Genomic DNA, 25,861 nt, shown 5'->3' with positions numbered 1-25,861 from the left:
TCCCTTCATGGGAGCGCTGCCCGGCGGATTCCGATAGCTAGGAACGCACCATGGCAGTCGCCGATCTGAACAAAGCAGACATCGTCAAGTCGAACGCTCGCAGCGCCAACGACACCGGTTCGCCGGAAGTCCAAGTGGCCCTGTTGACCGCTCGCATCAACGAGCTGACCCCCCACTTCAAGCTGCACGCCAAGGACCACCACGGCCGCCGCGGTCTGCTGAAGATGGTCAACGCCCGCAAGAGCCTGCTGTCTTACCTGAAGCGCAAGGACGCTGCGCGTTACACCGCACTGATCCAGAAGCTGGGTCTGCGTAAGTAAGCAGCTGTCGCGATCAAGGAGCCTGTCTGGAACTACTGCCAGCACAGGCTCTTTGTCTTTGTAGTTCAACGTTTTGGAGTTGAGCTGACGTGGTTGAGATGTGTCATTCCAAGGTGCTTCGCCCGAGGCCCCCTGGAATGGCATCCGGCCAAACCCAGCCCCACTCCCGGTTCGCAGGCGCACCGCAAGCGCCCAAACACTAGAGGAGATGAACATGAGCTTGTTCAACAAAGTCACCAAGACCTTCCAATGGGGCAACCACCAGGTCATCATGGAAACTGGCGAGATTGCACGCCAGGCTTCCGGCGCCGTGCTGGTGAACATCGAAGACACCGTGGTGCTGGCCACCGTGGTCGCCAAGGGCGAGGCCAAGGCCGGCCAGGACTTCTTCCCGCTGACCGTCGACTATCTCGAGAAGACCTATGCCGCCGGCAAGATCCCCGGCAGCTTCTTCAAGCGTGAAGGCCGCCCCAGCGAGCTGGAAACCCTGACCTCGCGCCTGATCGACCGCCCGATCCGCCCGCTGTTCCCCGAAGGCTTCTTCAATGAAGTGCAGGTGGTGGTGCATGTGGTGTCGCTGAACCCCGAGGTGCAGGCCGACATCGCCGCCCTGATCGCCACCAGCGCCGCGCTGGCCATCTCCGGCATCCCCTTCAATGGCCCGATCGGCGCTGCGCGCGTGGGCTATGTGAACGGCGAATACGTGCTGAACCCCGGCAAGACCGCGCTGCTGGACTCCAAGCTGGACCTGGTGGTGGCCGGTACCGAGGCCGCCGTGCTGATGGTGGAATCCGAAGCCGACCAGCTCAGCGAAGACATCATGCTGGGTGGCGTGGTGTTCGGCCATGAGCAGGGCAAGATCGCCATCAACGCGATCCATGAACTGGTGCGCGACGCCGGCAAGCCGAGCTGGAACTGGGTGGCTCCGGCCAAGAACGAGCCCTTCATCGCCAAGGTCACGGCCCTGGCCGAAGAGGCGCTGCGCGCCGCCTACCAGATCCGCTCCAAGCAAGCCCGCACCGTGGCCTGCCGCGAGGCCTATGCCAAGGTCAAGGAGACCCTGAAGGCCGAGGGCGTGGAATTCGACGGTGTCGAGGTCGACGGCCTGCTGTTCGAGATCGAAGCCCGCATCGTGCGTGGCCAGATCCTGGCCGGTGAGCCCCGCATCGACGGCCGCGACACCCGCACCGTGCGCCCGATCGAGATCCGCGCCGGTGTGCTGCCGCGCGCCCACGGTTCCTCGCTGTTCACGCGTGGCGAGACCCAGGCCCTGGTGGCCGCGACCCTCGGCACCGACCGCGATTCGCAGACCATCGACGCGCTCGCCGGCGAGTTCAGCGAGAGCTTCATGCTGCACTACAACATGCCTCCGTTCGCCACCGGCGAAACTGGTCGCGTGGGCAGCCCCAAGCGCCGCGAAATCGGCCACGGCCGTCTGGCCAAGCGCGCCCTGGTGGCGGTGCTGCCGAACAAGGAAGACTTCCCCTACTCGATCCGTGTGGTGTCGGAGATCACCGAGTCCAACGGCTCCTCGTCGATGGCTTCGGTGTGCGGCGGCTGCCTCTCGCTGCTGGACGCCGGCGTGCCGCTGAAGGCACACGTGGCCGGTATCGCCATGGGCCTGATCAAGGACGCCAACCGTTTCGCCGTGCTGACCGACATCCTGGGCGATGAAGATCATCTGGGCGACATGGACTTCAAGGTCGCGGGTACCACCACCGGTATCACGGCCCTGCAGATGGACATCAAGATCCAGGGCATCACCAAGGAAATCATGCAGGTCGCGCTGGCGCAAGCCAAGGAAGCGCGTCTGCACATCCTGGGCAAGATGGTGGAAGCGGTGGCCGGCGCCTCGACCGAGGTGTCGGAGTTCGCGCCCCGTCTGTACACCATGAAGATCAACCCCGAGAAGATCCGTGACGTGATCGGCAAGGGCGGCGCCACCATCCGTGCGCTGACCGAAGAGACCGGCACGACCATCGACATCGGTGAAGACGGCACCATCACCATCGCCTCGACCGACGCCGACAAGGCCGCACACGCCAAGAAGCGCATTGAAGAGATCACCGCCGAAGTGGAAGTGGGCAAGGTCTACGAAGGCCCGATCACCAAGATCCTGGACTTCGGTGCGCTCGTGAACCTGCTACCCGGCAAGGACGGTCTGCTGCACATCAGCCAGATCGCCCACCAGCGCGTCGAGAAGGTCACCGACTTCCTGACCGAAGGCCAGATCGTCAAGGTCAAGGTGCTGGAGACCGACGAGAAGGGTCGCATCAAGCTGTCGATGAAGGCCCTGATCGACCGCGACGCTGCGCCCGCATTCGCACCGCAGGCAGCGCCCGTCGCTGCCCCGGTGGCCGAAGAAGGCGCGGCCGAGTAAGGCCTGGCAGTGAAGGCCATCGCCATCACGCAGCCGGGCGCGCCCGAGGTGCTGCAGCTGGTCAGCCGACCCGACCCCGTCGCCGGGGCAGGGGAGTGCCTGATCGCCGTGCAGGCCTATGGCATCAACCGCCCGGATGTACTGCAACGCAAGGGTGCGTACCCGCCGCCTCCCGGTGCCAGCGATCTGCCTGGCCTGGAAGTGGCGGGGCGCATTGTTGCGGGCGATGCGCAGGCCCTGGCTGCGGCCGGCCTGCACATTGGCGACGCGGTCTGCGCGCTGGTGGCGGGCGGTGGCTATGCCGAGCTTTGCACGGCCCCCGTGACGCAATGCCTGCCGGTGCCGGATGGCTGGAGCATGGCCGAGGCGGCCAGCCTGCCCGAGACCTTCTTCACCGTCTGGAGCAATGTGTTCGAGCGGGCACGTCTGCAGCCCGGCGAAAGCATCCTGATCCATGGCGGCAGCAGCGGCATCGGCGTGACGGCGATCCAGTTGGCCAAGGCCTTTGGCGCCAAGGTGCTGGTGACGGTGGGCAATGCCGAGAAGGCCGCGGCCTGCCTGAAGCTGGGTGCCGATGTGGCGATCAACTATCGCACGCAGGACTTCGTGGCCGAGGTCAAGGCGGCCACCGCGGGCCGTGGCGTGGATGTGATCCTCGATATGGTGGCGGGCGACTATGTGGCCCGCAATGTGCAATGCCTGGCCGACGACGGCCGGGCCGTCATCATCGCGGTGCAGGGTGGCGTCAAGGCCGAGTTCGATGCGGGTCAGGTCTTGCGCCGGCGTCTGACCGTCAGTGGCTCGACGCTCAGGCCGCGCTCGCTCGAGTTCAAGGGCGGCATTGCGCGCGCGCTGCGCGCGCATGTCTGGCCCTTGCTGGCGGCGCGCACCATTGCGCCGGTGATCTACAAACAATTGCCAGCCGATCAGGCCGCTGCCGCGCACGCACTCATGGAGTCGGGCGAGCATGTGGGCAAGATCGTGCTGAGCTGGTAAGTTGGAGTGTTAGCGATGCGCAAGAAGTTGGTGGTGGGCAATTGGAAGATGCACGGCAGCCGTGCTGCCAATGCCTTGTTGCTGACCGGCTTGAAGGAGGCGGGTCCGTGGAACGCCGATGTGGCGGTCTGCGTGCCGTTTCCCTACATCACCGAGACCGCCCTGGCGTTGACCGGCCAGGCGGTGGCCTTTGGTGCCCAGGACTGCTCGGCCCATGAGCAGGGCGCCTACACCGGCGAGGTCTCGTCGGCCATGCTGGCCGACATTGGCTGCCGCTATGTCATCGTCGGCCACTCCGAGCGTCGCGCTTATCACCATGAGAGCGATCAGCTGGTGGCCGACAAGGCCAAGGCTGCGCTCGCGCATGGCGTGACGCCCATCGTCTGTGTGGGTGAAACCCTGGCCGAACGCGAGGCGGGGCAAACCGAGGCGGTCGTGAAGCGCCAGCTGGCCGCGGTGATCCATACGCTGACGCATTGCATTGGCGAGATCGTGCTGGCCTATGAGCCGGTGTGGGCGATCGGCACCGGCCTCACCGCTTCGCCCGAACAGGCGCAGGCGGTACATGCGGTGTTGCGCAAGCAGCTCGCCGCCGCGACGCAGAAGGCCGACGCGATGCGCATTCTGTATGGCGGCAGCGTCAAGCCCGACAACGCGGTGCAACTGTTTGCCCAGCCCGATATCGACGGTGGCCTGATCGGCGGCGCCGCCCTCAAGGCGGCTGACTTCTCGGCCATCTGCCGCGCTGCCGGCTGAGCCCGTAACAAGGCGATGCGGCCGAGGCGGCCGCGATCGCGAATGATTTCCTGGAGAGTTTGAGATGCAAGTGTTGATGAATCTGGTACTGATCGTGCAACTGCTGAGCGCCCTGGCGATGATCGGCCTGGTGCTGGTGCAGCATGGCAAGGGTGCCGATATGGGCGCCTCGTTCGGCAGCGGTGCCTCGGGTAGCCTGTTCGGCGCCACCGGCAGCGCCAACTTCCTGTCGCGCAGCACGGCGGTGTGCGCCACGCTGTTCTTTGTCTGCACCCTGGGCCTGGCCTATCTGGGCAGCCGCGGCAGCGCGGCTCCGGCGGGTGGCGAAAGCGTGCTGGACCGTGCCGCTCCGACGGCGCCTGCGGCACCCGCATCCGGCGCAGCTGCAGTGCCGACCAGCCTGCCCGCGGCACCGGCTTCCGCGGCCTCGAACTGAGTCGCAAAAATACAGCGAATCTCGCTGGAGCCTTGAAATTTCGGTATAGAATTCAAGGCTGTCTCGGAAGCAATCCTCAAGCAACCGAATAACAGGCAAGCGCCGACGTGGTGAAATTGGTAGACACGCTATCTTGAGGGGGTAGTGGCGAAAGCTGTGCGAGTTCGAGTCTCGCCGTCGGCACCAAACAATGCGATCGAGGTCGTCAGTTAACATCCCAGGGTTGGAGCCCGACGATGTGTTGGTGATGTTGGTTGTGGCGCCCTGTAGTGGTGAAGGTTTGACGAAGGTCATGCCGGATGCTGCGAAGGGACTAGGCGGGCGCAGTCCGTGAGCGATACTCCATCGCCAACGGCGCGCCCGTTGCTTTTGTCGAATATGTTGCTGCTGGGCCTGGAGGCCGCAGGGCAGCGCAACCGAGAGCAAAAACTGTGAATCTGGAACAGTACCTCCCCGTCATCCTCTTTATCTTGGTCGGCGCAGCGGTAGGTATAGCGCCCCAGGTTCTGGGCTTCCTGCTGGGACCCAATCGGCCGGATCAGGCCAAAAACTCCCCTTACGAATGTGGCTTCGAGGCCTTTGAAGACGCACGCATGAAATTCGATGTGCGCTATTACCTCGTGGCCATTCTCTTCATATTGTTTGACCTGGAAATCGCCTTCCTGTTTCCCTGGGCCGTGGCCCTGCGCGAAATTGGAGCCACGGGTTTCTGGGCCATGATGATTTTCCTGGGCATTCTGGTCGTGGGCTTTGCCTACGAGTGGAAAAAAGGCGCCCTGGACTGGGAATAAACTGCTCTGACGCGAAGGCACGCCCCATGGGTATCGAAGGCGTTTTGAAGGAAGGCTTCGTCACCACCTCGGTGGACAAGCTGATCAACTGGTCCAAGACCGGTTCACTGTGGCCGATGACCTTTGGTCTGGCTTGCTGTGCGGTGGAGATGATGCATGCCGGTGCGGCGCGCTACGACATCGACCGCTTCGGCATGTTGTTCCGTCCGAGCCCGCGCCAGTCCGATCTGATGATCGTGGCCGGCACCCTGTGCAACAAGATGGCGCCGGCGCTGCGCAAGGTCTACGACCAGATGGCCGAGCCGCGCTGGGTCTTGTCGATGGGCTCCTGCGCCAACGGCGGCGGCTACTACCACTACAGCTATTCGGTGGTGCGCGGCTGCGATCGCATCGTGCCGGTGGACGTGTACGTGCCCGGTTGCCCGCCCACCGCCGAGGCCTTGCTCTATGGCATCTTGCAGCTGCAGGCCAAGATCCGCCGTGAGAACACCATCGCACGCTGAAGGCTGCCATCAATGAGCAAACTTGATACCTTGCAGGCCGCACTGGAGAAGGTGCTGGCCGGCCAGATTCTGGAACTCAAGCGCGAGTTCGACGAAATCACCATCCGCGTCTCGCCCGCCGACTACCTAGCCGTAGCCAAGACGCTGCGCGACCATTCGGAGCTGCGCTTCGAACAGCTGATCGACCTGTGCGGCCTGGACTACAGCGCCTACGGCGACGGTGGCTATGAAGGCCCGCGTTATGCGGTGGCCTCGCACCTGCTGTCGGTCAACAAGAACTGGCGCCTGCGCCTGAAGGTGTTCTGCGCCGACGACGATTTCCCCTGCGTGGCGGCCGTCACGCCGATCTGGAATTCGGCCAACTGGTTCGAGCGCGAAGCCTTCGACCTCTACGGCATCATCTTTGAAGGCCACGAGGACCTGCGTCGCATCCTGACCGACTACGGTTTCATCGGTCACCCGATGCGCAAGGACTTCCCGACCCAGGGGCATGTGGAAATGCGCTACGACGCCGAGCAGAAGCGCGTGATCTACCAGCCGGTGACGATTGAGTTGCGTGAGATCACGCCGCGCGTCATCCGCGAAGACAACTACGGCGGGCTGTAAAACCATGGCCGATATCAAGAACTACACCCTCAACTTCGGGCCTCAGCATCCGGCCGCCCACGGCGTGCTGCGCCTGGTGCTGGAGCTGGATGGCGAAGTGATCCAGCGCGCCGATCCGCATATCGGCCTGCTGCACCGTGCCACCGAGAAGCTGGCCGAGACCAAGACCTACATCCAGTCGCTGCCCTATATGGACCGGCTCGACTATGTGTCGATGATGGCCAACGAGCATGCCTACTGCCTGGCGATCGAGAAGATGCTGGGCGTGGACGTGCCGCTGCGCGCGCAATACATCCGCGTGATGTTTGCCGAGATCACGCGCCTGCTGAACCACCTGCTGTGGATCGGCGCGCATGGCATCGATTGCGGCGCCATGAACATCCTCATCTACGCCTTCCGCGAGCGCGAGGATCTGTTCGACATGTACGAGGCGGTGTCGGGCGCGCGCATGCACGCGGCCTATTTCCGTCCGGGCGGCGTCTACCGCGACCTGCCGGACAGCATGCCGCAGTACCAGGTCTCGAAGATCAAGAACGCCAAGACCATCGCGATGCTGAACGAGAACCGTTCGGGCACGCTGCTGGACTTCATCGACGACTTCTGCGCGCGCTTCCCCAAAAACGTCGACGACTACGAAACCCTGCTGACCGACAACCGCATCTGGAAGCAGCGCACCGTGGGCATCGGCGTCGTCAGCCCCGAGCGCGCGCTGAACATGGGCTTCAGCGGCCCGATGCTGCGCGGCTCCGGCATCGCCTGGGATCTGCGCAAGACCCAGCCCTACGATGTCTACGCCCAGATGGATTTCGACATTCCGGTGGGTACCAACGGCGACACCTACGACCGCTATCTGGTGCGCATGGAAGAGATGCGCCAGTCCAACCGCATCATCAAGCAGTGCGTGGACTGGCTGCGCGCCAACCCCGGCCCGGTCATCACCGACAACCACAAGGTGGCACCGCCCGCCCGTGTCGACATGAAGTCGAACATGGAAGAGCTGATTCACCACTTCAAGCTCTTCACCGAAGGCTTCCGCGTGCCCGAGGGCGAGGCCTATGTGGGCGTCGAGCATCCCAAGGGCGAGTTCGGCATCTACATCGTCAGCGACGGTGCCAACAAGCCTTACCGCCTGAAGATCCGTGCGCCGGGCTTCTCGCATCTGGCCGCGCTGGATGAGATGGCCAAGGGCCACATGATTGCCGACGCTGTTGCCGTGATCGGCACCATGGATATCGTTTTTGGTGAGATCGATCGATGAGCGCCACCACCTATGTGATCAGCGAGGCCACGCGCGCTCGCTTCGACCGCGAAGTCGCGAAGTACCCGGCCGAGCAGAAGCAGTCGGCCGTGATGGCCTGCCTGTCCATCGTGCAGCAGGAGCAGGGCTATGTGTCGCGCGAGAGCGAAGACGCCATCGCCGCCTACCTGGGCATGCCGGCCATCGCGGTGTACGAGGTCACGACCTTCTACAACATGTACAACCAGCGGCAGCTGGGCAAGTTCAAGCTCAACGTCTGCACCAACCTGCCTTGCCTGCTGCGCAACGGCCAGCAGGCGCTGGACCATCTGTGCCAGAAGCTGGGCGTGGAAGAGGGCGGCACCACCGCCGATGGCCTCTTCACCGTGCAGAAATGCGAGTGCCTGGGCGCCTGCGCCGATGCGCCGGTGATGCTGGTGAACGATCGCCAGATGTGCAGCTTCATGAGCCATGAGCGTCTCGACGAACTGGTCGACGTGCTCAAGGCCAATTCCAACAATTCGGCCAAGAACTGAGGGAAGAGAAATAGCATGCTGGATCTCTCCAAGTTTCAAGCCAAGGGCGTCGAAACCTGTTTCCACGACCGCCACCTCGGCCCGCAGATCTATGCCGGCCTGAATGGCAGCAACTGGAGCCTGAAGGACTACGAAGCGCGCGGCGGCTATGCCGCGCTGCGCAAGATCCTGGGCAAGGATGGTGGCGAAGGGCTCACGACCGATCAGGTGATCGCCGAAGTGAAGACCTCCGGCCTGCGCGGCCGCGGCGGTGCGGGCTTCCCCACCGGCCTGAAGTGGAGCTTCATGCCGCGCCAGTTCCCGGGCGCCAAGTACCTGGTCTGCAATTCCGACGAGGGCGAGCCCGGTACCTGCAAGGACCGCGACATCCTCATGTACAACCCCCACATCGTCATCGAAGGCATGGCGATCGCCGCCTACGCGATGGGCATCAAGGTGGGCTACAACTACATCCACGGCGAGATCTTCGAGGTCTACGAGCGCTTCGAAGCGGCCCTGGAAGAGGCGCGCGCCGCCGGCTTGCTGGGCGACAACATCCTGGGTTCGGAGTTCAGCTTCCAGTTGCACGCCCACCATGGCTTCGGCGCCTATATATGCGGCGAGGAAACCGCGCTGCTGGAATCGCTGGAAGGCAAGAAGGGCCAGCCGCGCTTCAAGCCGCCATTCCCGGCCAGCTTCGGCCTCTACGGCAAGCCCACCACCATCAACAACACCGAAACCTTCGCGGCGGTGCCCTGGATCATCCGCAACGGTGGCCAGCCCTACCTCGAGATCGGCAAGCCCAACAACGGCGGCACCAAGATCTTCTCGGTCTCGGGCGACGTCGAGCGCCCCGGCAACTACGAGGTTCCGCTGGGCACGCCCTTCGCCAAGCTGCTGGAATTGGCCGGCGGTGTGCGCAAGGGCCGCACGCTGAAGGCCGTGATTCCCGGCGGCTCGTCGGCGCCGGTGCTGCCGGCCGCGACGATGATGGAATGCACGATGGACTATGACTCCATCGCCAAGGCCGGCTCCATGCTGGGCTCGGGCGCGGTGATCGTGATGGACGACAGCCGTTGCATGGTGAAGAGCCTGCTGCGCCTGTCCTACTTCTACGCACATGAGAGCTGCGGCCAGTGCACGCCCTGCCGCGAAGGCACGGGCTGGATGCACCGCGTGGTCGAGCGCATCGCCAACGGCCATGGCAAGCCCGAAGACATCGAGCTGCTGAACTCGGTCGCCGACAACATCCAGGGCCGCACCATCTGCGCCCTGGGCGATGCCGCGGCGATGCCGGTGCGCGCCATGATCAAGCATTTCAAGCACGAGTTCGTGCACCTGATCGAACACAAGACGGCCCTGGTGCCGGCCGCTGCCTGAGCGCAGGAAGAGATATGGTTGAAATCGAACTCGACGGCAAGAAGGTAGAGGTCCTGGAAGGCAGCATGGTGATGCATGCGGCCGAGAAGGCCGGCACCTACATCCCGCATTTCTGCTATCACAAGAAGCTCTCCATCGCCGCCAACTGCCGCATGTGCCTGGTGGACGTGGAGAAGGCGCCCAAGCCCATGCCGGCCTGCGCCACGCCGGTGACGCAGGGCATGATCGTGCGCACCAAGAGCGAGAAAGCCATCAAGGCCCAGCAGGGCGTGATGGAGTTCCTGCTCATCAACCATCCGCTGGATTGCCCCATCTGCGACCAGGGCGGCGAGTGCCAGCTGCAGGACCTGGCGGTGGGCTATGGCGCCGGCAAGTCGCGCTACACCGAAGAAAAGCGCGTGGTGTTCCACAAGAACGTCGGCCCGCTGGTCTCCATGGAGGAGATGAGCCGCTGCATCCACTGCACCCGCTGCGTGCGCTTTGGCCAGGAGATCGCCGGCCAGATGGAACTGGGCATGGCCCACCGCGGCGAGCACAGCGAGATCCAGACCTTTGTCGGCCGCACGGTGGATTCCGAGCTGTCCGGCAACATGATCGACATCTGCCCGGTGGGCGCGCTCACCAGCAAGCCCTTCCGCTACAGCGCCCGCACCTGGGAGCTGTCGCGTCGCAAGAGCGTCAGCCCGCATGACTCCACCGGTGCCAACTTGATCGTGCAGGTCAAGGGCAACCAGGTGATGCGCGTGGTGCCGCTGGAGAACGAAGACGTCAACGAATGCTGGATCGCCGACCGCGACCGCTTCTCCTACGAGGCCCTCAACAGCGACGCCCGCCTGACCCAACCCATGATCAAGCAGGGCGGCCAGTGGAAGGAAGTCGACTGGAGCGTGGCGCTCGAGTACGTGGCCAAGGGCCTGCAAGGCATCAAGAGCCAGCATGGCGCCGCCAGCATCGCCGCCCTGGGCTCGGCCCACAGCACGGTGGAAGAGCTGCACCTGCTGGCCTCGCTGGTGCGCGGCCTGGGCAGCGAGAACATCGACCATCGCCTGCGTCATGCCGCCTTCGACAACGTGGCCGAGGCCGGCAAGGCGCATTGGCTGGGTACCCCGATTGCGTCCCTGAGCGAACTGGACCGCGCGTTCGTGATCGGTTCCTTCCTGCGCAAGGACCACCCGCTGTTCGCGCAGCGCCTGCGCCAGGCCGCCCGCCACGGCGCCCAGGTGCTGAGCCTGCATGCCAGCGAGGATGACTGGCTGCTGCCGGTGGCCGCGCGCATCACCGCGGCTCCCAGCGCCTGGGTGCAGGAGCTGGCCAACGTGGCCGCCGCCATCGCCGAGAGCGTGGGCGTGCAGGCGCCGGCCGCCGGCCAGGCCACCGCGGCCGCCAAGGCCATCGCCGCGGCGCTGCTGAGCGGCTCGCGCAAGGCCGTGCTGCTGGGCAACGCCGCCGCCGAACATCCGCAGGCCGCCAGCCTGCTGAGCCTGGCCAACTGGATTGCCGCGCAGACCGGCGCCAGCGTCGGTTACCTGACGGCCGCCGCCAACACGGTGGGCGCGCAGCTGGTGAAGGCGATGCCGGGGCAGGGCGGTGCGAACGCCGCCGAAATCCTGGGTGCCAAGGGCGCCCGGGCGCTGCTGCTGCTGAACACCGATCCGCTGCTGGACGCCGCCAACCCGGCCGCCGCCGCCAAGGCCCTGGACGCTGCCGACATGGTGGTGGTGCTGAGCCCCTTCAAGTCGGGCATGGACTACGCCGACGTGCTGCTGCCCACCGCGCCGTTCACCGAGACCTCGGGCAGCTTCGTGAATGCCGAAGGTCGCCTGCAGAGCTTTGTGGGCGTGGTGAAGCCGCTGGGTGAAACCCGCCCGGGCTGGAAGATCCTGCGCGTGCTGGGCAATCTGCTGGGCCTGCAGGGCTTTGGCCATGAGAGCTCCGAGCAGGTGCGCGCCGAGGCGCTGGGTGTGGATGCCGATCTGAGTGCGCGTCTGAGCAATGCCGGCCAGGCCGCCGTGGTGTTCGGCCAACCGGCCGCCATCGAGCGCATCGCCGACCTGCCCATCTACGCCACCGATGCCCTGGTGCGCCGCGCCAGCTCGCTGCAGCTGACCACCGACGCGCGCCGGTCCGCCGTGGCCCGCGTGTCCAAGGCACTGTGGGAGCAACTCGGCCTGGCCGAGGGCGGCCGCATCAGCGTGAGCCAGGACGGCGCCGGCACGGCGCAACTGGCCGCCAAGTTGGATGCCGGCCTGCCTGCCAATGTGGTGCGTGTGCCGGCCGGCCTGCCCGAAACGGCCGCCCTCGGCGCCGCGTTCGGCAGCCTGACGATTGCCAAGGTGTGAACCCATGATCGACAGCCTCTATCAATCCGGCAACGCGCTCCTGGGCGGCTTCTGGCCCGTCATCTGGAGCCTGCTCAAGATCATCGCGGTGGTGGCACCGCTGATGTTGTTCGTCGCCTACCTGACGCTCTGGGAGCGCAAGGCCATCGGCTGGTCGCAGATCCGCCCGGGCCCGAACCGCGTCGGCCCCTACGGCCTGCTGACCCCGATCGCCGATGCGGTGAAGCTGATCTTCAAGGAGATCATCATCCCGACGGCTGCCAACAAGGGCCTGTACTTCCTCGGCCCCATCATGACCATCATGCCGTCGCTGGCGGCCTGGGCGGTGGTGCCGTTCGGCCCGCAGGCGGCGGTGGCGGACGTGAACGCCGGCCTGCTGTTCCTGATGGCCATCACCTCGCTGGAGGTCTACGGCGTCATCATCGCCGGCTGGGCCTCCAACTCGAAGTACGCCTTCCTGGGTGCGCTGCGCGCCTCGGCCCAGATGGTGTCCTATGAAATCGCGATGGGCTTCGCGCTGGTGGTGGTGCTGATGGTCACCGGCAGCATGAACATGAGCCAGATCGTGATCTCGCAGGAGACCGGCCGCTTCGCTGCGATGGGCATGAACTTCCTGTCCTGGAACTGGCTGCCCCTGCTGCCGATCTTCGTCGTCTACTTCATCTCGGGCCTGGCCGAAACCAACCGTCACCCCTTCGACGTGGTGGAAGGCGAGTCGGAGATCGTGGCCGGCCACATGATCGAGTACTCGGGCATGGCGTTCGCGATGTTCTTCCTGGCCGAGTACGCCAACATGATCCTGGTCTCCACGATGGCCTCGGTGATGTTCCTGGGCGGCTGGTCGGCACCGATTTCCTGGAGCCTGCTGGGCATGGAAACGCCGGCCCTCATCAAGGCCACGCTGCCGTTCTGGAACTGGTTCTGGCTGTTCGCCAAGATGTTCGTCGTCGTCACCATGTTCCTGTGGGTGCGCGCCACATTCCCCCGCTTCCGCTACGACCAGATCATGCGTCTGGGCTGGAAGATCTTCATTCCCGTGACCCTGATCTGGCTTGTTGTGGTCGGACTGTGGATCCAGTCGCCGCTGAACATCTGGAAGTGACGTGATGGTCAAACATTTCCTCAAGAGCTTCTTGCTCACCGAGCTGTTCAAGGGCATGGCCCTGACCGGCCGGCATTTCCTCTCGCGCAACATCACGGTGCAGTTCCCGGAAGAGAAGACGCCGCTGTCGCCGCGCTTCCGCGGCCTGCACGCGCTGCGCCGCTACGAGAATGGCGAAGAGCGCTGCATCGCCTGCAAGCTCTGCGAGGCGGTCTGCCCGGCGATGGCGATCACCATCGAGTCGGACGTGCGCGAGGACGGCAGCCGCCGCACCACGCGCTACGACATCGACCTCACCAAGTGCATCTTCTGCGGCTTCTGCGAGGAGAGCTGCCCGGTGGATTCGATCGTCGAGACGCCGATCTTCGAATACCACGGCGAAAAGCGCGGCGACCTGTACTTCACCAAGGACATGCTCCTGGCCGTTGGCGACCGTTATGAAAAAGAGATCGCAGCCACCAAGGAGGCCGACGCCAAGTACCGCTGATGGCTGAGGGTCAGGTCTTGCGCCTGGCCCCTCACACAGCTGACGCTTGCAGGATTCCCATGCAAACAACCACTGCGCTGTTCTACGTTTTCTCGGCCATCTTGCTGGCCTCTTCGTTCCGTGTCATCACGGCCAAGAGCACCGTGCATTCGGCCCTGTTCCTGATCCTGGCCTTCTTCACCGGCTCTTGCATCTGGATGCTGCTGAAGGCCGAGTTCCTGGCGATCGCCCTGGTGCTGGTCTACATCGGCGCCGTGATGGTGCTGTTCCTGTTCGTCGTGATGATGCTGGACATCAACACCGACAGCATCCGGCAGGGCTTCTGGAAGCATCTGCCGCTGGCGGGACTGGTGGGCGCCTTCATCGCGCTGGAAATGGCCGCGGTGCTGATGAGCGGTTTCCGCCTCAGCGAGGCACCGGCGCTGGACCCGGTCTCGGCCCAGCTGGGCAATAGCAAGATGCTGGGCATTGCGATCTACACGCAATACCTGTATCCGCTCGAGATCGCGGCCGTGCTGCTGCTGGTGGCCATCATCGCCGCCATCGCGCTGACGCTGCGCCGCCGCAAGGATTCGCGCTACCAGGACCCGGCCGAGCAGGTCAAGGTCCAGAAGGCTGACCGCCTGCGCGTGCTGAAGATGCAGCCCACGGTGGAACTGCCCGCAGCCCCCGCTGCCGACAAGAACGAAGGAGCCGCATGATGGGTGCCGTAGCTACCGGTCTCACGCTGGGACATTTCCTCACCCTGGGCGCGCTGCTGTTTGCGCTCTCGGTGATCGGCATCTTCATGAACCGCAAGAACCTGATCGTCATCCTGATGGCGATCGAGCTGATGCTGCTGGCGGTGAATCTGAACTTCGTGGCCTTCTCGCACTACCTGGGCGACATGGCGGGCCAAGTCTTCGTGTTCTTCATCCTGACCGTGGCGGCCGCCGAATCGGCGATCGGCCTCGCGATCCTGGTGGTGTTGTTCCGCAATCGCGCCAGCATCAATGTGGAAGAACTGGACGCCTTGAAGGGCTGATAAGAACATGTCCGCACAACTCTCACAGAACCTGCTGCTGGCGGTGCCGCTGGCGCCCCTGGCCGGTGCCATCGCGGCCGGCTTCTTCGGCAAGCAGATCGGCCGCCGCGGCGCCCACACGCTCACCATCCTGGGCGTGCTGATCGCCTTCATCATCTCGGCGATGACGCTGAAGTCGGTCGCCATCGACGGCGCGCGCTTCAACCAGACCGTCTACGAATGGATGGTGCTGGGTGGCCTGAAGATGGAAGTCGGCTTCCTGGTCGACGGCCTCACCGCCATGATGATGTGCGTGGTGACCTTCGTCTCGCTGATGGTGCATATCTACACCATCGGCTACATGGAGGAAGACCCCGGCTACCAGCGCTTCTTCGCCTACATCTCGCTGTTCACCTTCTCCATGCTGATGCTCGTGATGAGCAACAACATGCTGCAGCTGTTCTTCGGCTGGGAAGCGGTGGGCCTGGTGTCCTACCTGCTGATCGGCTTCTGGTACACCAAGCCGACGGCGATCTTCGCCAACATGAAGGCCTTCCTGGTCAACCGCGTGGGCGACTTCGGCTTCATCCTGGGCATCGGCCTGCTGGTCGCCTATGGCGGCTCGCTGAGCTATGCCGAGACCTTTGCCAAGGCGGGCGAGCTCGCGCAGATCAAGTTCCCGGCGCCGCTGTGGGGCAGCGATTGGATGATGCTGAGCGTGGCCTGCATCTGCCTGTTCATCGGCGCGATGGGCAAGTCGGCGCAGTTCCCCCTGCATGTCTGGCTGCCCGATTCGATGGAAGGCCCGACCCCGATCTCGGCGCTGATCCACGCCGCCACCATGGTGACGGCCGGCATCTTCATGGTCGCCCGCATGAGCCCGCTGTTCGAGCTCAGCGACACGGCGCTGAACTTCGTGCTCGTGATCGGTGCCATCACCGCGCTCTTCATGGGCTTCCTGGGCATCATCCAGAACGACATCAAGCGCGTGGTGGCCTACTCGACGCTGTCGCAGCTGGGCTATATGACGGTGGCGCTGGGCGCCTCGGCCTACTCGGTGGCGGTGTTCCACCTGATGACGCACGCCTTCTTCAAGGCGCTGCTGTTCCTCGGCGCGGGCTCGGTCATCATCGGCATGCACCACGACCAGGACATCCGCAATATGGGCGGCCTGCGCAAGTACATGCCCATCACCTGGATCACCTCGCTGCTGGGTTCGCTGGCGCTGATCGGCACGCCGCTGTTCTCGGGCTTCTATTCCAAGGACTCGATCATCGAGGCGGTGCACGCCAGCCACCTGCCGGGTGCGCAGTTCGCGTACTTTGCGGTGATCGTGGGCGTGTTCGTGACGGCCTTCTATTCCTTCCGCATGTACTTCCTGGTCTTCCACGGCAAGGAACATTTCCATCACAAGCCCTTCCCGGGCGAGCATGACCACCACGACGACCACGGCGCCCACCACGAGCCGCACGAGTCGCCCTGGGTGGTGACGGCACCGCTGATCCTGCTGGCCATCCCCTCGGTGGTGATCGGCTACCTGACCATCCAGCCGATGCTGTTCGGCGACTTCTTCAAGGATGCGATCTTCGTGAACCACGAGGTCCACCACGCGATGGAGGAGCTGGCCCATGAGTTCCACGGCGCGGTGGCGATGGCCACCCATGGCCTGACGGCGCTGCCGTTCTGGCTGGCGCTGGGCGGCGTGGTGACGGCCTATGTGTTCTACATGGTGGCGCCGAGCATCCCGGCCACCATCGCGCGCGTCTTCAAGCCCGTCGTGAACGTGCTGGAGAACAAGTACTACATGGACTGGATCAACGAGAACATCTTCGCCGCCGCGGCGCGCGCCATCGGCGTGGGCCTGTGGAAGGGCGGCGATGCCGCGCTGATCGACGGTGTGCTGATCAATGGCTCGGCCAGGGCGGTGGGCGGCATTGCCGGCCTCGTGCGGCGCGTCCAGACCGGCCACCTGTACTGGTATGCCCTGGTGATGATTCTGGGCGTCATCGGCTTGATGACCTGGCAGCTGTGGCCTTACATCGGGCCCCAATTCAGAGCCTTGGCCGGTTTCTGATCCGGGCGGAGAACAAGAATGTCCTTGCTTAGTATTTCCATCTGGTTGCCCATCGTCAGCGGCCTCGTGCTGCTGGCCCTGGGGCGTGACGACCAGGCCAAGACCGTGCGCTGGCTGGCCCTGGTGGCCGCCGTCACCAGCTTCCTGGTGACGCTGCCGCTCATCACCGGCTTCGACACCAGCACGGCCGCTGCCCAGTTCGGCGAGAACCTGCCCTGGATCGATCGCTTCAACATCCGCTACCACCTGGGCGTGGACGGCATCTCGATGTGGTTCGTGCCGCTGACGGCCTTCATCACCGTGATCGTGGTGCTGGCGGCCTGGGAGGTGATCCAGTCGCGCGTGAACCAGTACATGGGCGCCTTCCTGGTGCTCTCGGGCCTGATGATCGGCGTGTTCTGCGCGCTCGACGGCATGCTGTTCTACGTGTTCTTCGAGGCCACGCTGATCCCGATGTACATCATCATCGGCGTCTGGGGCGGCCCGCGGCGCGTCTACGCGGCCTTCAAGTTCTTCCTTTACACGCTGGCCGGCTCGCTCCTGATGCTGGTGGCCCTGCTCTACCTGTACTACAAGTCGGGCGGCAGCTTCGACATCCTGAGCTGGCACAAGCTGCCGCTGCCGTTGAACGCGCAGACCCTGCTGTTCTTCGCCTTCCTGGCGGCCTTCTCGGTGAAGGTGCCGATGTGGCCGGTGCACACCTGGCTGCCGGACGCCCACGTGGAAGCGCCCACCGGCGGTTCGGTGGTGCTGGCGGCCATCATGCTGAAGCTGGGTGCCTATGGCTTCCTGCGCTTCTCGCTGCCCATCGCCCCCGACGCGGCGCGCGAATACGCCTGGTTCATCATCGCGCTCTCGCTGATCGCGGTGGTCTACATCGGCCTGGTGGCGCTGGTGCAGAAGGACATGAAGAAGCTGGTGGCCTACTCGTCCATCGCCCACATGGGTTTCGTGACCCTGGGCTTCTTCATCTTCAACGAGCTGGGCGTGTCCGGCGGCATCGTGCAGATGATCTCGCACGGCTTTGTCTCCGGCGCGATGTTCCTCTCCATCGGCGTGCTCTACGACCGCGTGCATTCGCGTGAGATCGCCGACTACGGCGGCGTGGTCAACACCATGCCCAAGTTCGCTGCCTTCGCGCTGTTCTTTGCCATGGCCAACTGCGGCCTGCCGGCCACCGGCGGCTTCGTCGGCGAGTGGATGGTGATCCTGGGCACGGTGAAGGCCGACTTCTGGCTCGGCGCGATCGCCGCCACCGCCCTGGTGTTCGGCGCCGCCTACACCTTGTGGATGTACAAGCGCGTCTATTTCGGCGCCATTGGCAACGACCATGTGCGTGAACTCAAGGACATCAACGGCCGCGAGTTCCTGATGATGGCGCTGCTGGCTGCGGCGGTGCTGTGGATGGGTGTGTATCCCAAGCCCTTCACCGATGTGATGCATGTCTCGGTCACCGAGCTGCTCAAGCATGTGGCCATCTCGAAGCTCTGAGGGCCGATAAGCAAATGAACACCCAAATGAATTGGCTCGCGGTTTACCCCGAAATCGTCCTGCTGGGCATGTCCTGCCTGGTGGCGCTGGTGGACCTGTTCGTCACCGACCCGCGCCGCACGCCGACCTACTGGCTGACCCAGCTGACGCTGGCGGTGCTGGCCGGCATGCACTTCAGCTACTTCAACGCTGGCGGCACCGTCTATGCGATGCAGGGCATGGTGGTGTCCGACCCCATGGGCCATCTGCTGGCGGCCTTCGCGGCCGTCGCCACCATCGTCACCCTGGTCTATGCGCGCCCCTACGCCGAGTCGCGCGAGATGCTCAAGGGCGAGCTGTTCACGCTCAGCCTGCTGACCTATCTGGGCATCTGCATCATGGTGTCGGCCAACAACTTCCTGGTCATCTACCTCGGCCTGGAACTGATGAGCCTCTCGCTCTACACCCTGGTGGCGCTGCGCCGTGACCATGCGGTGTCGACCGAGGCCGCGATGAAGTACTTCGTGCTGGGCGCGCTCGCCAGCGGCTTCCTGCTTTACGGCCTGTCGATGATGTACGGCGCCACCGGTTCGCTGTCGATCCCGCGCGTGTTCGAGGTCATCAGCACCGGCGCCCCCAACAAGTCCGTGCTGATCTTCGGCGTGGTCTTCGTGGTCGCCGGCCTGGGCTTCAAGCTCGGCGCCGCACCCTTCCACATGTGGGTGCCCGACGTCTACCAGGGCGCGCCCACGGCCGCCACGCTACTGCTGGGCGGTGCGCCCAAGCTGGCCGCCTTTGCCATCACCATCCGCCTGCTGGTGGAGGGCATGCTGGGCCTGGCGGTGGACTGGCAGCAGATGCTGATCGTGCTGGCGGTGATGTCGCTGCTGGTGGGCAATCTGGCCGCCATCGCGCAGACCAACCTCAAGCGCATGCTGGCCTATTCCACCATCGCGCAGATGGGCTTCATGCTGCTGGGCCTGGCCTCGGGCGTGGTCAACAACAACACGCTCTCGGCCGCCAATGCCTACAGCTCGGCGATGTTCTACGCCGTGACCTATGTGCTGACGACGCTGGGCAGCTTCGGCATGATCATGCTGCTGTCGCGCCAGGGCCATGAGTCCGAGCAGATCAGTGATCTGGCCGGCCTGGCCAAGCGCAGCCCCTGGTATGCGCTGGTGATGACCATCTTCATGTTCTCGCTCGCGGGCATTCCGCCCACGGCCGGCTTCTACGCCAAGCTGTCGGTGCTGCAGGCCCTGGTGTCCACCAATGTGCAGCTCTATCTGTGGCTGGCGGTGGCGGCGGTGCTGGTGTCCCTGGTCGGCGCCTTCTACTACCTGCGCGTCATCAAGGTGATGTTCTTCGACGAACCCAGCGATCGCTCGGCGCTCACCGCGCCCACCGACGTGCGCCTGGTGATGTCGCTGAACGGCGCCGCGGTGCTGGTGTTCGGCCTGCTGCCCGGTGGCCTGATGAATATGTGCGCCCAGGCCATCGTGCGCACGCTGGCGAGCTGATCCCCAGGTCCGTTCGATGAATCAGACCGCGGCCGTCTGGCTGGTGCTGCTGGTGGCGCTGGTCTCGGCCAACCTGCCGTATTTCAGTTCGCGCATCCTGCTGCTGGGCCCCAGGCGCCAACCCAAGGCGGTGGGCTGGCGCCTGCTGGAACTGCTGCTGATGGCCTGCCTGACCCTGGGCCTGGGCTTCGCGCTGGAGGCCCGCATGGGCCAGCGCCAGCCGCAGGGCTGGGAGTTCTATGCCGCCGGTCTGTGCCTATTCATCACCCTGGGCTTCCCGGGCTTTGTGTGGCGCTATCTGCGCCGCGGCCGGCACCAGGACTGAGATGCAGGCCGAGGACGACGATGGGCATCTGCGCGAGCAGTGCCTCGACTCACAGCCGGTCTACGAGGGCCACTTCCTCCGCGTGCGGCGCGACCGCATCCGCCTGCCCGACGGCAGGGAGGCCGCGCGCGAATACATCCGCCATCCCGGCGCGGTGATGATCGTGCCCCTGCTGGACGACGGCCGCCTGCTGCTGGAGCGCCAGTACCGCTACCCGATGGGCCGCGTGATGCTGGAGTTTCCGGCCGGCAAGCTGGATGCGGGCGAGGGCGCGCTGGCCTGCGCCCAGCGCGAGCTGCGCGAGGAGACCGGCTACCAGGCGCGCGAATGGGCCCATGCCGGCGTGCTGCACAACGCCATCGCCTATTCGGACGAAGGCATCCAGATCTTCTTCGCGCGCGGCCTCAGCGCGGGCGCGCGCCAGCTCGACGAGGGCGAGTTCCTCGACCTGGTGACGCACAGCCCGGCGGAGCTGGACGCGCTGGCCCAGGCCGGCGCGCTGACCGACGCCAAGACCCTGGTGGCCATGCTCTGGCTGGCGCGCTGGCAGGCGGGCCAATGGGCGCTGGACTGGCAGCCGGCGCGCTCAGCGCGTTGAACGGCATCTGCCTATCATTCGAGCATGCTTGTCCTGAACCTCGCCTGTGAACATGGCCATCGCTTTGAAGCCTGGTTTGGCTCCGCGGCGGACTATGAGTCGCAGCAGGAGCGCCGGCTGGTGGCCTGCCCGCTGTGCGGCAGCCAGCAGGTGCAGCGCCTGCCCACCGCGGCGCGGCTGAATGTCTCCCATCTGCGTGCCGAGCCCAAGCCGGCCAGCAGCATGAAGGACGAGCAGGCCAGGGTGATGGCGGCGGTGCGGCAGCTGATGGCCAATACCGAGGACGTGGGCGAGCGTTTCACCGAAGAGGCGCGCCGCATCCACTATGGCGAGACCGAGGAGCGCGGCATCCGTGGCCGTGCCACCGCCGAACAGACGCGCGAGCTGGTGGAGGAGGGCATCGCCGTGCTGCCCCTGCCGATGGCCGACGCGCTCAAGGGCACCCTGCAGTAGCACTGCTGACATGTTTGGGATCCGTCGCACCATGACCTGCGGCTATATTCCCGATCGCACGTAAGCTGCCCCCCGCGCCCTGGCCGTCCGGCCCGGGCGACTCTTTGCCTCTCACTAGAACTCTCGGAGCCCACATGCGTGAGTCCCTGCTCGCTGTTGCCATCGCCCTTGCCCTGGTGGCTTGCAGCAAACCCTCCAACGATGCTGCCAAGCCCGCCGGTGCCGGCGAGGCCAAGGCGGCCTCCGTGGCGGCCGGCGCCGACAGCAAGCCGCTGCTGGTGGCCGCCGAAGACCTGCGCGCCCTGGATCTGAGCAGCTTTGCCAGCGGCCCGGTGATCACCGGCTCGATCCAGCCCGAGCGCCGCGCCGATCTGCGCGCCGAGGTCTCGGCCATCGTGCTGCAGGTGCTGAAGGAAAACGGTGAGCCGGTGCGACGCGGCGACCTGCTGGTGCGCCTGGACGACACCGCGATCCGCGACAGCCTGGCCTCGGCCGAGGAATCGGCGCGCGCCGCCGGCCAGAGCTTCGAGCAGGCCGAGCGCCAGTACCAACGCCTCAAGACCCTGCAGGCCCAGGGCATGAGCTCGATCCAGGCCACCGAGGACGCCGAGATCCGCCGCAACAACGCGCAAAGCGATCTGGTGGCGGCCAAGGCCCGCGCCGCCACCGCGCGCCAGCAGCTGCAGCGCACCGAGGTGCGCGCGCCCTTTGACGGCGTGGTGAGCGAGCGCAAGGTCTCGGCCGGCGATACCGCCCAGGTCGGCAAGGAGCTGGTCAAGGTGATCGATCCGCAAAGCCTGCGCTTCGAGGGCCTGGTGGCCGCCGATCGCCTGGCCGAACTGAAGGTCGGCCAGGGCGTGCATTTCCGCGTCAACGGCTACGGCGCTGCCGGTTTCAACGGCAAGGTCAAGCGCGTGGACGTGGCGGCCAACGCCACCACGCGTCAGGTCGAGGTGATGGTGGCCTTTGCCGAGGGCGAGAAGCCCAAGGCCGCCGGCCTCTATGCCGAGGGCCATGTCGAGTCCAGCGCCAGCCAGGCCCTGCTGCTGGAAGACGCGGCCGTGCAGCGCGTGGGCGACAAGAGCTATGCCTGGCGCCTGCAGGGCGGCAAGCTGAACAAGGTGGAAGTGCAGCTGGGCGCACGCGATGTGCGCACCGGCAACTACGCGGTGCTGACCGGCCTGAAGGCCGGCGACCAGGTGCTGGCCAAGCCCGGCAGCACGCTCAAGGATGGCCAGAGCGTCGAGCTGCTGAAGGTGGCGGCGCAATCCTCCCCGACCGGAAAGTAAACCATGTTTCTTTCAGACTTCAGCATCAAGAAGCCGATCGCCACGATCGTCATCATCATCTCGGTGATGTGCCTGGGCTTGATGGCCCTGAAGAAGCTGCGCGTCAACTCGATCCCGGATGTGCAGGAGCCGATGCTGTTCCTGAGCATCGCCTACCCGGGCGCCTCGCCGGACACGGTGGAGCGCGAGGTGGTGAACCGCGTCGAGAAATCGCTGCAGGGCCTGTCGGGCGTGCGCAAGGTCAACTCGACCTCGCGCGAGGGCGCGGCCGAGTTCCAGCTGATCTTCAACTTCAGCAAGAACCTGATCGAGGCCGCCGACGATGTGCGCAACGCCATCGCCACGGTGCGCTACAAGCTGCCGGTCGAAATGCGCGAGCCGGTGCTGCAGCGCTTCGACGTCTCGGCACAGCCGGTGATGCAGCTGGCGCTCTCGTCCACCAGCCAGAGCCATGCCGAGATCAGCCGCCTGGCCGAGGACCAGCTGGCCGACAAGTTCCGCAGCATCCCGGGCGTGGCCACGGTGGCGGTGAACGGCGCGCTGCGCCGCGAGCTGAGCGTGCTGCTGCGCGCCGAGAAGCTGCGCGAGTACAACGTCTCGGTCACCGAGGTGGTGGCGGCGCTGCGCGCGCAGAACATCTCGGTGCCGGTGGGCAAGGTGCGCGGCCAGATGGAGGACCAGAGCATCCGCCTGCAGGGCCGCATTGAATCGCCCGCCGACTTCCAGCAAGTGGTGGTCAAGCAGATGGGCAGCGAGTCGATCCGCCTGGGTCAGCTGGCCCAGATCGGTGACGGCTTTGCCGAACTCGGCAGCTTCAGCGTGCGCAATGGCCGGCCCAATGTGGGCATCTCGGTCACGCGCACCCGCGACGCCTCCACCGTCACGGTGGCGGCCGAGGTCAACAAGCTGGTCACCAAGCTGGCTCCCACGCTCACCAAGGGCACGACCCTGGAGGTGACGCGCGACGAGGGCAAGGAATCGCAGGAGAACCTCGACAACGTCATCCACGCCCTGGTGTTCGGCGCCGGGCTGACGATTGCGGTGGTCTATGTGTTCCTGAACTCCTGGCGCTCCACCATGATCACGGCGCTGAGCCTGCCGACCTCGGTGATCGCCGCCTTCATCGCCGTCTGGCTGTGCGGCTTCACGCTCAACTTCATGAGCCTGCTGGGCCTCTCGCTGGCCATCGGCGTGCTGATCGACGATGCCATCGTGGTGCGCGAGAACATCGTGCGCCATATGGAGCGCGGCGCCGATCGCCGCACCGCGGCGCTCAACGGCACGGCCGAGATCGGCCTGGCCGTCGCCGCCACCACCTTCTCCATCGTCGCGGTGTTCATTCCCGTGGCCTTCATGCCGGGCGTGTCGGGCGAATGGTTCCGCCCCTTCGGCCTGACCGTGGTGGCCTCGGTGCTGGTGAGCCTGCTGATCTCCTTCACGCTGGACCCGATGCTGTCGGCCTTCTGGGGCGACCCACCGGGCGAGCACCACAAGCCCAAGACCGGCATCAGCCGTCAGCTGCAGCGCTTCAACAACTGGTTCGACCACCAGTCCGACCGCTATGGCCGCGTGATCGCCTGGGCCCTGCATCACCGCCGCTGGATGGCCGTGTTTGCGGTCGGCAGCCTGGTCGCCGCGGTGGTGTTGGCTGGCAAGTTCCTCGGTACCAGCTTCCTGCCGACCTCGGACGCCGGCATGGTGGTGGTGAACGTGCGCACGCCCGCCAGTACCAATCTGGAATACGCCAAGCTCAAGCTGGAGGCGGCCGCCACGCTGGCGCGCGGCCTGCCCGAGACGGTGGCCACCAACAGCCGCGTGCGTGTCGGCGGCGGCACCATCTATGTGGACCTGGGCAAGGCCAAGCAGCGCCAGCGCTCGGCCGAGGAGATTGCCGCGGATCTGCGCAGCAAGGTCTCGCGCCTGGTGGGCGCCGAGTACACGGTGCAGGACAACCTCAACAACGGCGGCCAGAAGCCGGTGCAGATCCAGTTCAACGGCACCGATGCGCGCAAGCTGCTGGACATCAGCAACGACTTCATCGCCAAGCTGCGCGAGGTCAAGGGCGCGGTGGACGTGGGCCTGTCCGAGCAGGATCCGCAGAACGAGCTGCAGATCGAGCTGAACCGCGGGCTGGCGAATTCGCTGGGCATCTCGGTGGGCGATGCGGCCCAGGCCCTGCGCGTGGCCTTTGCCGGCGTGGAGGTGGGCGACTGGGTCGACCCGACGGGCGAGACCCGCGACGTGGCGGTGCGCCTGCACCCCGACGACCGCGTGGACCTCAGCAATATCGAGCGCCTGCCGGTGTCGGTGGCGGGCACCAACCGCATGGTGCCGCTGGAGCAGATCGCCAGCATCCGCATGGGCCGCGGCCCCTCGCAGATCGAGCATGCCAATGGCAAGCGCACCATCACGGTGTCGGCCAATGCGCATGAGCGCTCGCCCGGCGAGGTCACCGCCGATGCGCTGAAGATCGCCAAGGCGATCGACTTCCCGCCCGGCTTCGGCCTGGAGCTGGGCGGCGATTCGGAGACCCAGAACGAGGTCTTCGGCGCCATGTTCATTGCGCTGATCAGCGGCGTCGGCCTGATGTACCTGATCCTGGTGATGCAGATGGGCTCGTTCACCGCGCCGCTGGGGGTGATGCTGTCGCTGCCGCTGTCGCTGATCGGCGTGGTGGTGGCGCTGCTGCTCACCAAGGGCACGCTCAACCTGATGAGCTTCATCGGCATCATCATGCTGATGGGCCTGGTGGCCAAGAACGCCATCCTGCTGCTGGATGCGGCGCGCCAGGAAGAGGCCGAGGGCATGGACCGCGAGGAGGCCCTGATGCATGCGGGCCGCAAGCGCCTGCGGCCGATTCTGATGACCACGTTCGCGCTGATCGCCGGCATGCTGCCGGTGGCCATCGGCGTGGGCGACGGCGGCGAGTTCTACCGCCCGATGGCGGTGGCCATCATCGGCGGCACCATCACCTCGACCCTGCTGACCCTGCTGGTGGTGCCGAGCTTCTACGACAGCATCGAGATCGCCAAGGACCGCATGTTCGCCAAGTTCCGGCGCCGCGATGCGCGCTGGAACACCCTGGTCGCCTTCGTGATGACCTTGGTCGAGGCGATCCTGGCGCTGACCCTGCTGCGCTTCGTGTTCCGCATGCTGCTCAAGCTTGGCGGGCTGGTGCGCGGCCGCCGCGGCGTACAGCCGGCCGGCGCCGACTGAGCCCGCGCACAAAGGCCCGGAAGGGGCTTTGTGGCTGGCGAGGGCCTTGGCGCGATACCAGCGCC

General features: G+C 65.4%; 24 protein-coding genes and 1 tRNA gene. All 25 read left to right on the top strand.

Going from position 1 to position 25,861, the window contains the following annotated elements:
• The first annotated feature begins 50 nt into the window (after positions 1-50).
• The 25 genes from rpsO (at position 51) to AC3WQY_RS15325 (ending at position 25,796) form a co-directional block, all read left to right on the top strand.
• Positions 51-320 (top strand): 30S ribosomal protein S15, encoded by a 270-nt coding sequence (gene rpsO, locus AC3WQY_RS15445; protein ID WP_285232275.1) that lies wholly within the window; start codon positions 51-53, stop codon positions 318-320.
• 214 nt (positions 321-534) lie between these two features.
• Positions 535-2,700 (top strand): polyribonucleotide nucleotidyltransferase, encoded by a 2,166-nt coding sequence (gene pnp / locus AC3WQY_RS15440; RefSeq protein ID WP_285232274.1) that lies wholly within the window; start codon positions 535-537, stop codon positions 2,698-2,700.
• A 9-nt stretch (positions 2,701-2,709) separates the two neighbouring features.
• Positions 2,710-3,696 (top strand): NAD(P)H-quinone oxidoreductase, encoded by a 987-nt coding sequence (locus AC3WQY_RS15435; protein ID WP_492709528.1) that lies wholly within the window; start codon positions 2,710-2,712, stop codon positions 3,694-3,696.
• Positions 3,697-3,711: 15 nt separating this feature from the next.
• Positions 3,712-4,452 carry a triose-phosphate isomerase gene (tpiA, locus tag AC3WQY_RS15430; protein WP_492709527.1) on the top strand — a complete coding sequence of 247 codons (741 nt, stop codon included), beginning with the start codon at positions 3,712-3,714 and terminating at the stop codon, positions 4,450-4,452.
• A gap of 64 nt (positions 4,453-4,516) precedes the next feature.
• A complete protein-coding gene (secG, locus tag AC3WQY_RS15425; RefSeq protein ID WP_285232271.1) occupies positions 4,517-4,888 on the top strand; it encodes a preprotein translocase subunit SecG in 372 nt (123 codons plus the stop codon).
• 101 nt (positions 4,889-4,989) lie between these two features.
• Positions 4,990-5,074 (top strand) — tRNA-Leu (locus AC3WQY_RS15420).
• 245 nt (positions 5,075-5,319) lie between these two features.
• Complete coding sequence (locus AC3WQY_RS15415) at positions 5,320-5,679, top strand: NADH-quinone oxidoreductase subunit A (protein WP_285232270.1); 360 nt, start codon at positions 5,320-5,322, stop codon at positions 5,677-5,679.
• Between the two features lie 26 nt (positions 5,680-5,705).
• On the top strand, positions 5,706-6,182 hold the full coding sequence (locus AC3WQY_RS15410) for a NuoB/complex I 20 kDa subunit family protein (protein WP_046113908.1): 477 nt from the start codon (positions 5,706-5,708) through the stop codon (positions 6,180-6,182).
• 12 nt (positions 6,183-6,194) lie between these two features.
• Positions 6,195-6,788: an NADH-quinone oxidoreductase subunit C gene (locus AC3WQY_RS15405; RefSeq protein WP_492709526.1), complete on the top strand. Its 594-nt coding sequence runs from the start codon at positions 6,195-6,197 to the stop codon at positions 6,786-6,788.
• A gap of 4 nt (positions 6,789-6,792) precedes the next feature.
• The gene (locus AC3WQY_RS15400) at positions 6,793-8,046 is read left to right on the top strand and encodes an NADH-quinone oxidoreductase subunit D (protein ID WP_285232268.1); all 1,254 of its coding nucleotides are present in this window, start codon (positions 6,793-6,795) and stop codon (positions 8,044-8,046) included.
• The gene (locus tag AC3WQY_RS15395) at positions 8,043-8,561 is read left to right on the top strand and encodes an NADH-quinone oxidoreductase subunit NuoE family protein (protein ID WP_285232267.1); all 519 of its coding nucleotides are present in this window, start codon (positions 8,043-8,045) and stop codon (positions 8,559-8,561) included. The genes AC3WQY_RS15400 and AC3WQY_RS15395 overlap by 4 nt, the downstream gene beginning before the upstream one ends.
• Before the next feature lie 15 nt (positions 8,562-8,576).
• A complete protein-coding gene (nuoF, locus tag AC3WQY_RS15390) occupies positions 8,577-9,920 on the top strand; it encodes an NADH-quinone oxidoreductase subunit NuoF (RefSeq protein WP_492709525.1) in 1,344 nt (447 codons plus the stop codon).
• A 14-nt stretch (positions 9,921-9,934) separates the two neighbouring features.
• Complete coding sequence (gene nuoG, locus AC3WQY_RS15385) at positions 9,935-12,259, top strand: NADH-quinone oxidoreductase subunit NuoG (protein WP_492709524.1); 2,325 nt, start codon at positions 9,935-9,937, stop codon at positions 12,257-12,259.
• 4 nt (positions 12,260-12,263) lie between these two features.
• Positions 12,264-13,361 carry an NADH-quinone oxidoreductase subunit NuoH gene (nuoH, locus tag AC3WQY_RS15380; protein WP_285232264.1) on the top strand — a complete coding sequence of 366 codons (1,098 nt, stop codon included), beginning with the start codon at positions 12,264-12,266 and terminating at the stop codon, positions 13,359-13,361.
• A gap of 4 nt (positions 13,362-13,365) precedes the next feature.
• On the top strand, positions 13,366-13,848 hold the full coding sequence (nuoI, locus tag AC3WQY_RS15375) for an NADH-quinone oxidoreductase subunit NuoI (protein WP_285235655.1): 483 nt from the start codon (positions 13,366-13,368) through the stop codon (positions 13,846-13,848).
• A gap of 59 nt (positions 13,849-13,907) precedes the next feature.
• Positions 13,908-14,549, top strand: coding sequence for an NADH-quinone oxidoreductase subunit J (locus AC3WQY_RS15370; protein WP_285232263.1), 642 nt, complete (start codon positions 13,908-13,910; stop codon positions 14,547-14,549).
• Positions 14,549-14,872 carry an NADH-quinone oxidoreductase subunit NuoK gene (gene nuoK / locus AC3WQY_RS15365; RefSeq protein ID WP_285232262.1) on the top strand — a complete coding sequence of 108 codons (324 nt, stop codon included), beginning with the start codon at positions 14,549-14,551 and terminating at the stop codon, positions 14,870-14,872. Before AC3WQY_RS15370 ends, nuoK begins: the two co-directional genes overlap by 1 nt.
• Before the next feature lie 7 nt (positions 14,873-14,879).
• Positions 14,880-16,925, top strand: coding sequence for an NADH-quinone oxidoreductase subunit L (gene nuoL / locus AC3WQY_RS15360; protein ID WP_492709523.1), 2,046 nt, complete (start codon positions 14,880-14,882; stop codon positions 16,923-16,925).
• Positions 16,926-16,943: 18 nt separating this feature from the next.
• Positions 16,944-18,416: an NADH-quinone oxidoreductase subunit M gene (locus AC3WQY_RS15355; RefSeq protein WP_285232260.1), complete on the top strand. Its 1,473-nt coding sequence runs from the start codon at positions 16,944-16,946 to the stop codon at positions 18,414-18,416.
• A 14-nt stretch (positions 18,417-18,430) separates the two neighbouring features.
• Positions 18,431-19,915, top strand: a complete 1,485-nt coding sequence (gene nuoN, locus AC3WQY_RS15350; protein ID WP_285232259.1) for an NADH-quinone oxidoreductase subunit NuoN — start codon at positions 18,431-18,433, stop codon at positions 19,913-19,915.
• 16 nt (positions 19,916-19,931) lie between these two features.
• Positions 19,932-20,240, top strand: a complete 309-nt coding sequence (locus AC3WQY_RS15345) for a DUF2818 family protein (protein WP_285232258.1) — start codon at positions 19,932-19,934, stop codon at positions 20,238-20,240.
• Between the two features lies 1 nt (position 20,241).
• Positions 20,242-20,838, top strand: a complete 597-nt coding sequence (locus AC3WQY_RS15340; protein ID WP_285232257.1) for an NUDIX domain-containing protein — start codon at positions 20,242-20,244, stop codon at positions 20,836-20,838.
• Positions 20,839-20,862: 24 nt separating this feature from the next.
• Entirely contained in the window at positions 20,863-21,291 is a 429-nt protein-coding gene (locus tag AC3WQY_RS15335; RefSeq protein WP_492709522.1) for a DUF1178 family protein, read from the top strand.
• Between the two features lie 134 nt (positions 21,292-21,425).
• Positions 21,426-22,580: an efflux RND transporter periplasmic adaptor subunit gene (locus AC3WQY_RS15330; protein WP_285232255.1), complete on the top strand. Its 1,155-nt coding sequence runs from the start codon at positions 21,426-21,428 to the stop codon at positions 22,578-22,580.
• Between the two features lie 3 nt (positions 22,581-22,583).
• A complete protein-coding gene (locus tag AC3WQY_RS15325; RefSeq protein ID WP_285232254.1) occupies positions 22,584-25,796 on the top strand; it encodes an efflux RND transporter permease subunit in 3,213 nt (1,070 codons plus the stop codon).
• The last annotated feature ends 65 nt before the right edge of the window (positions 25,797-25,861 follow it).

The organism is Roseateles sp. FW301-B2 (assembly GCF_058788955.1).
This window is presented reverse-complemented; position numbering and strand designations above follow the sequence as displayed.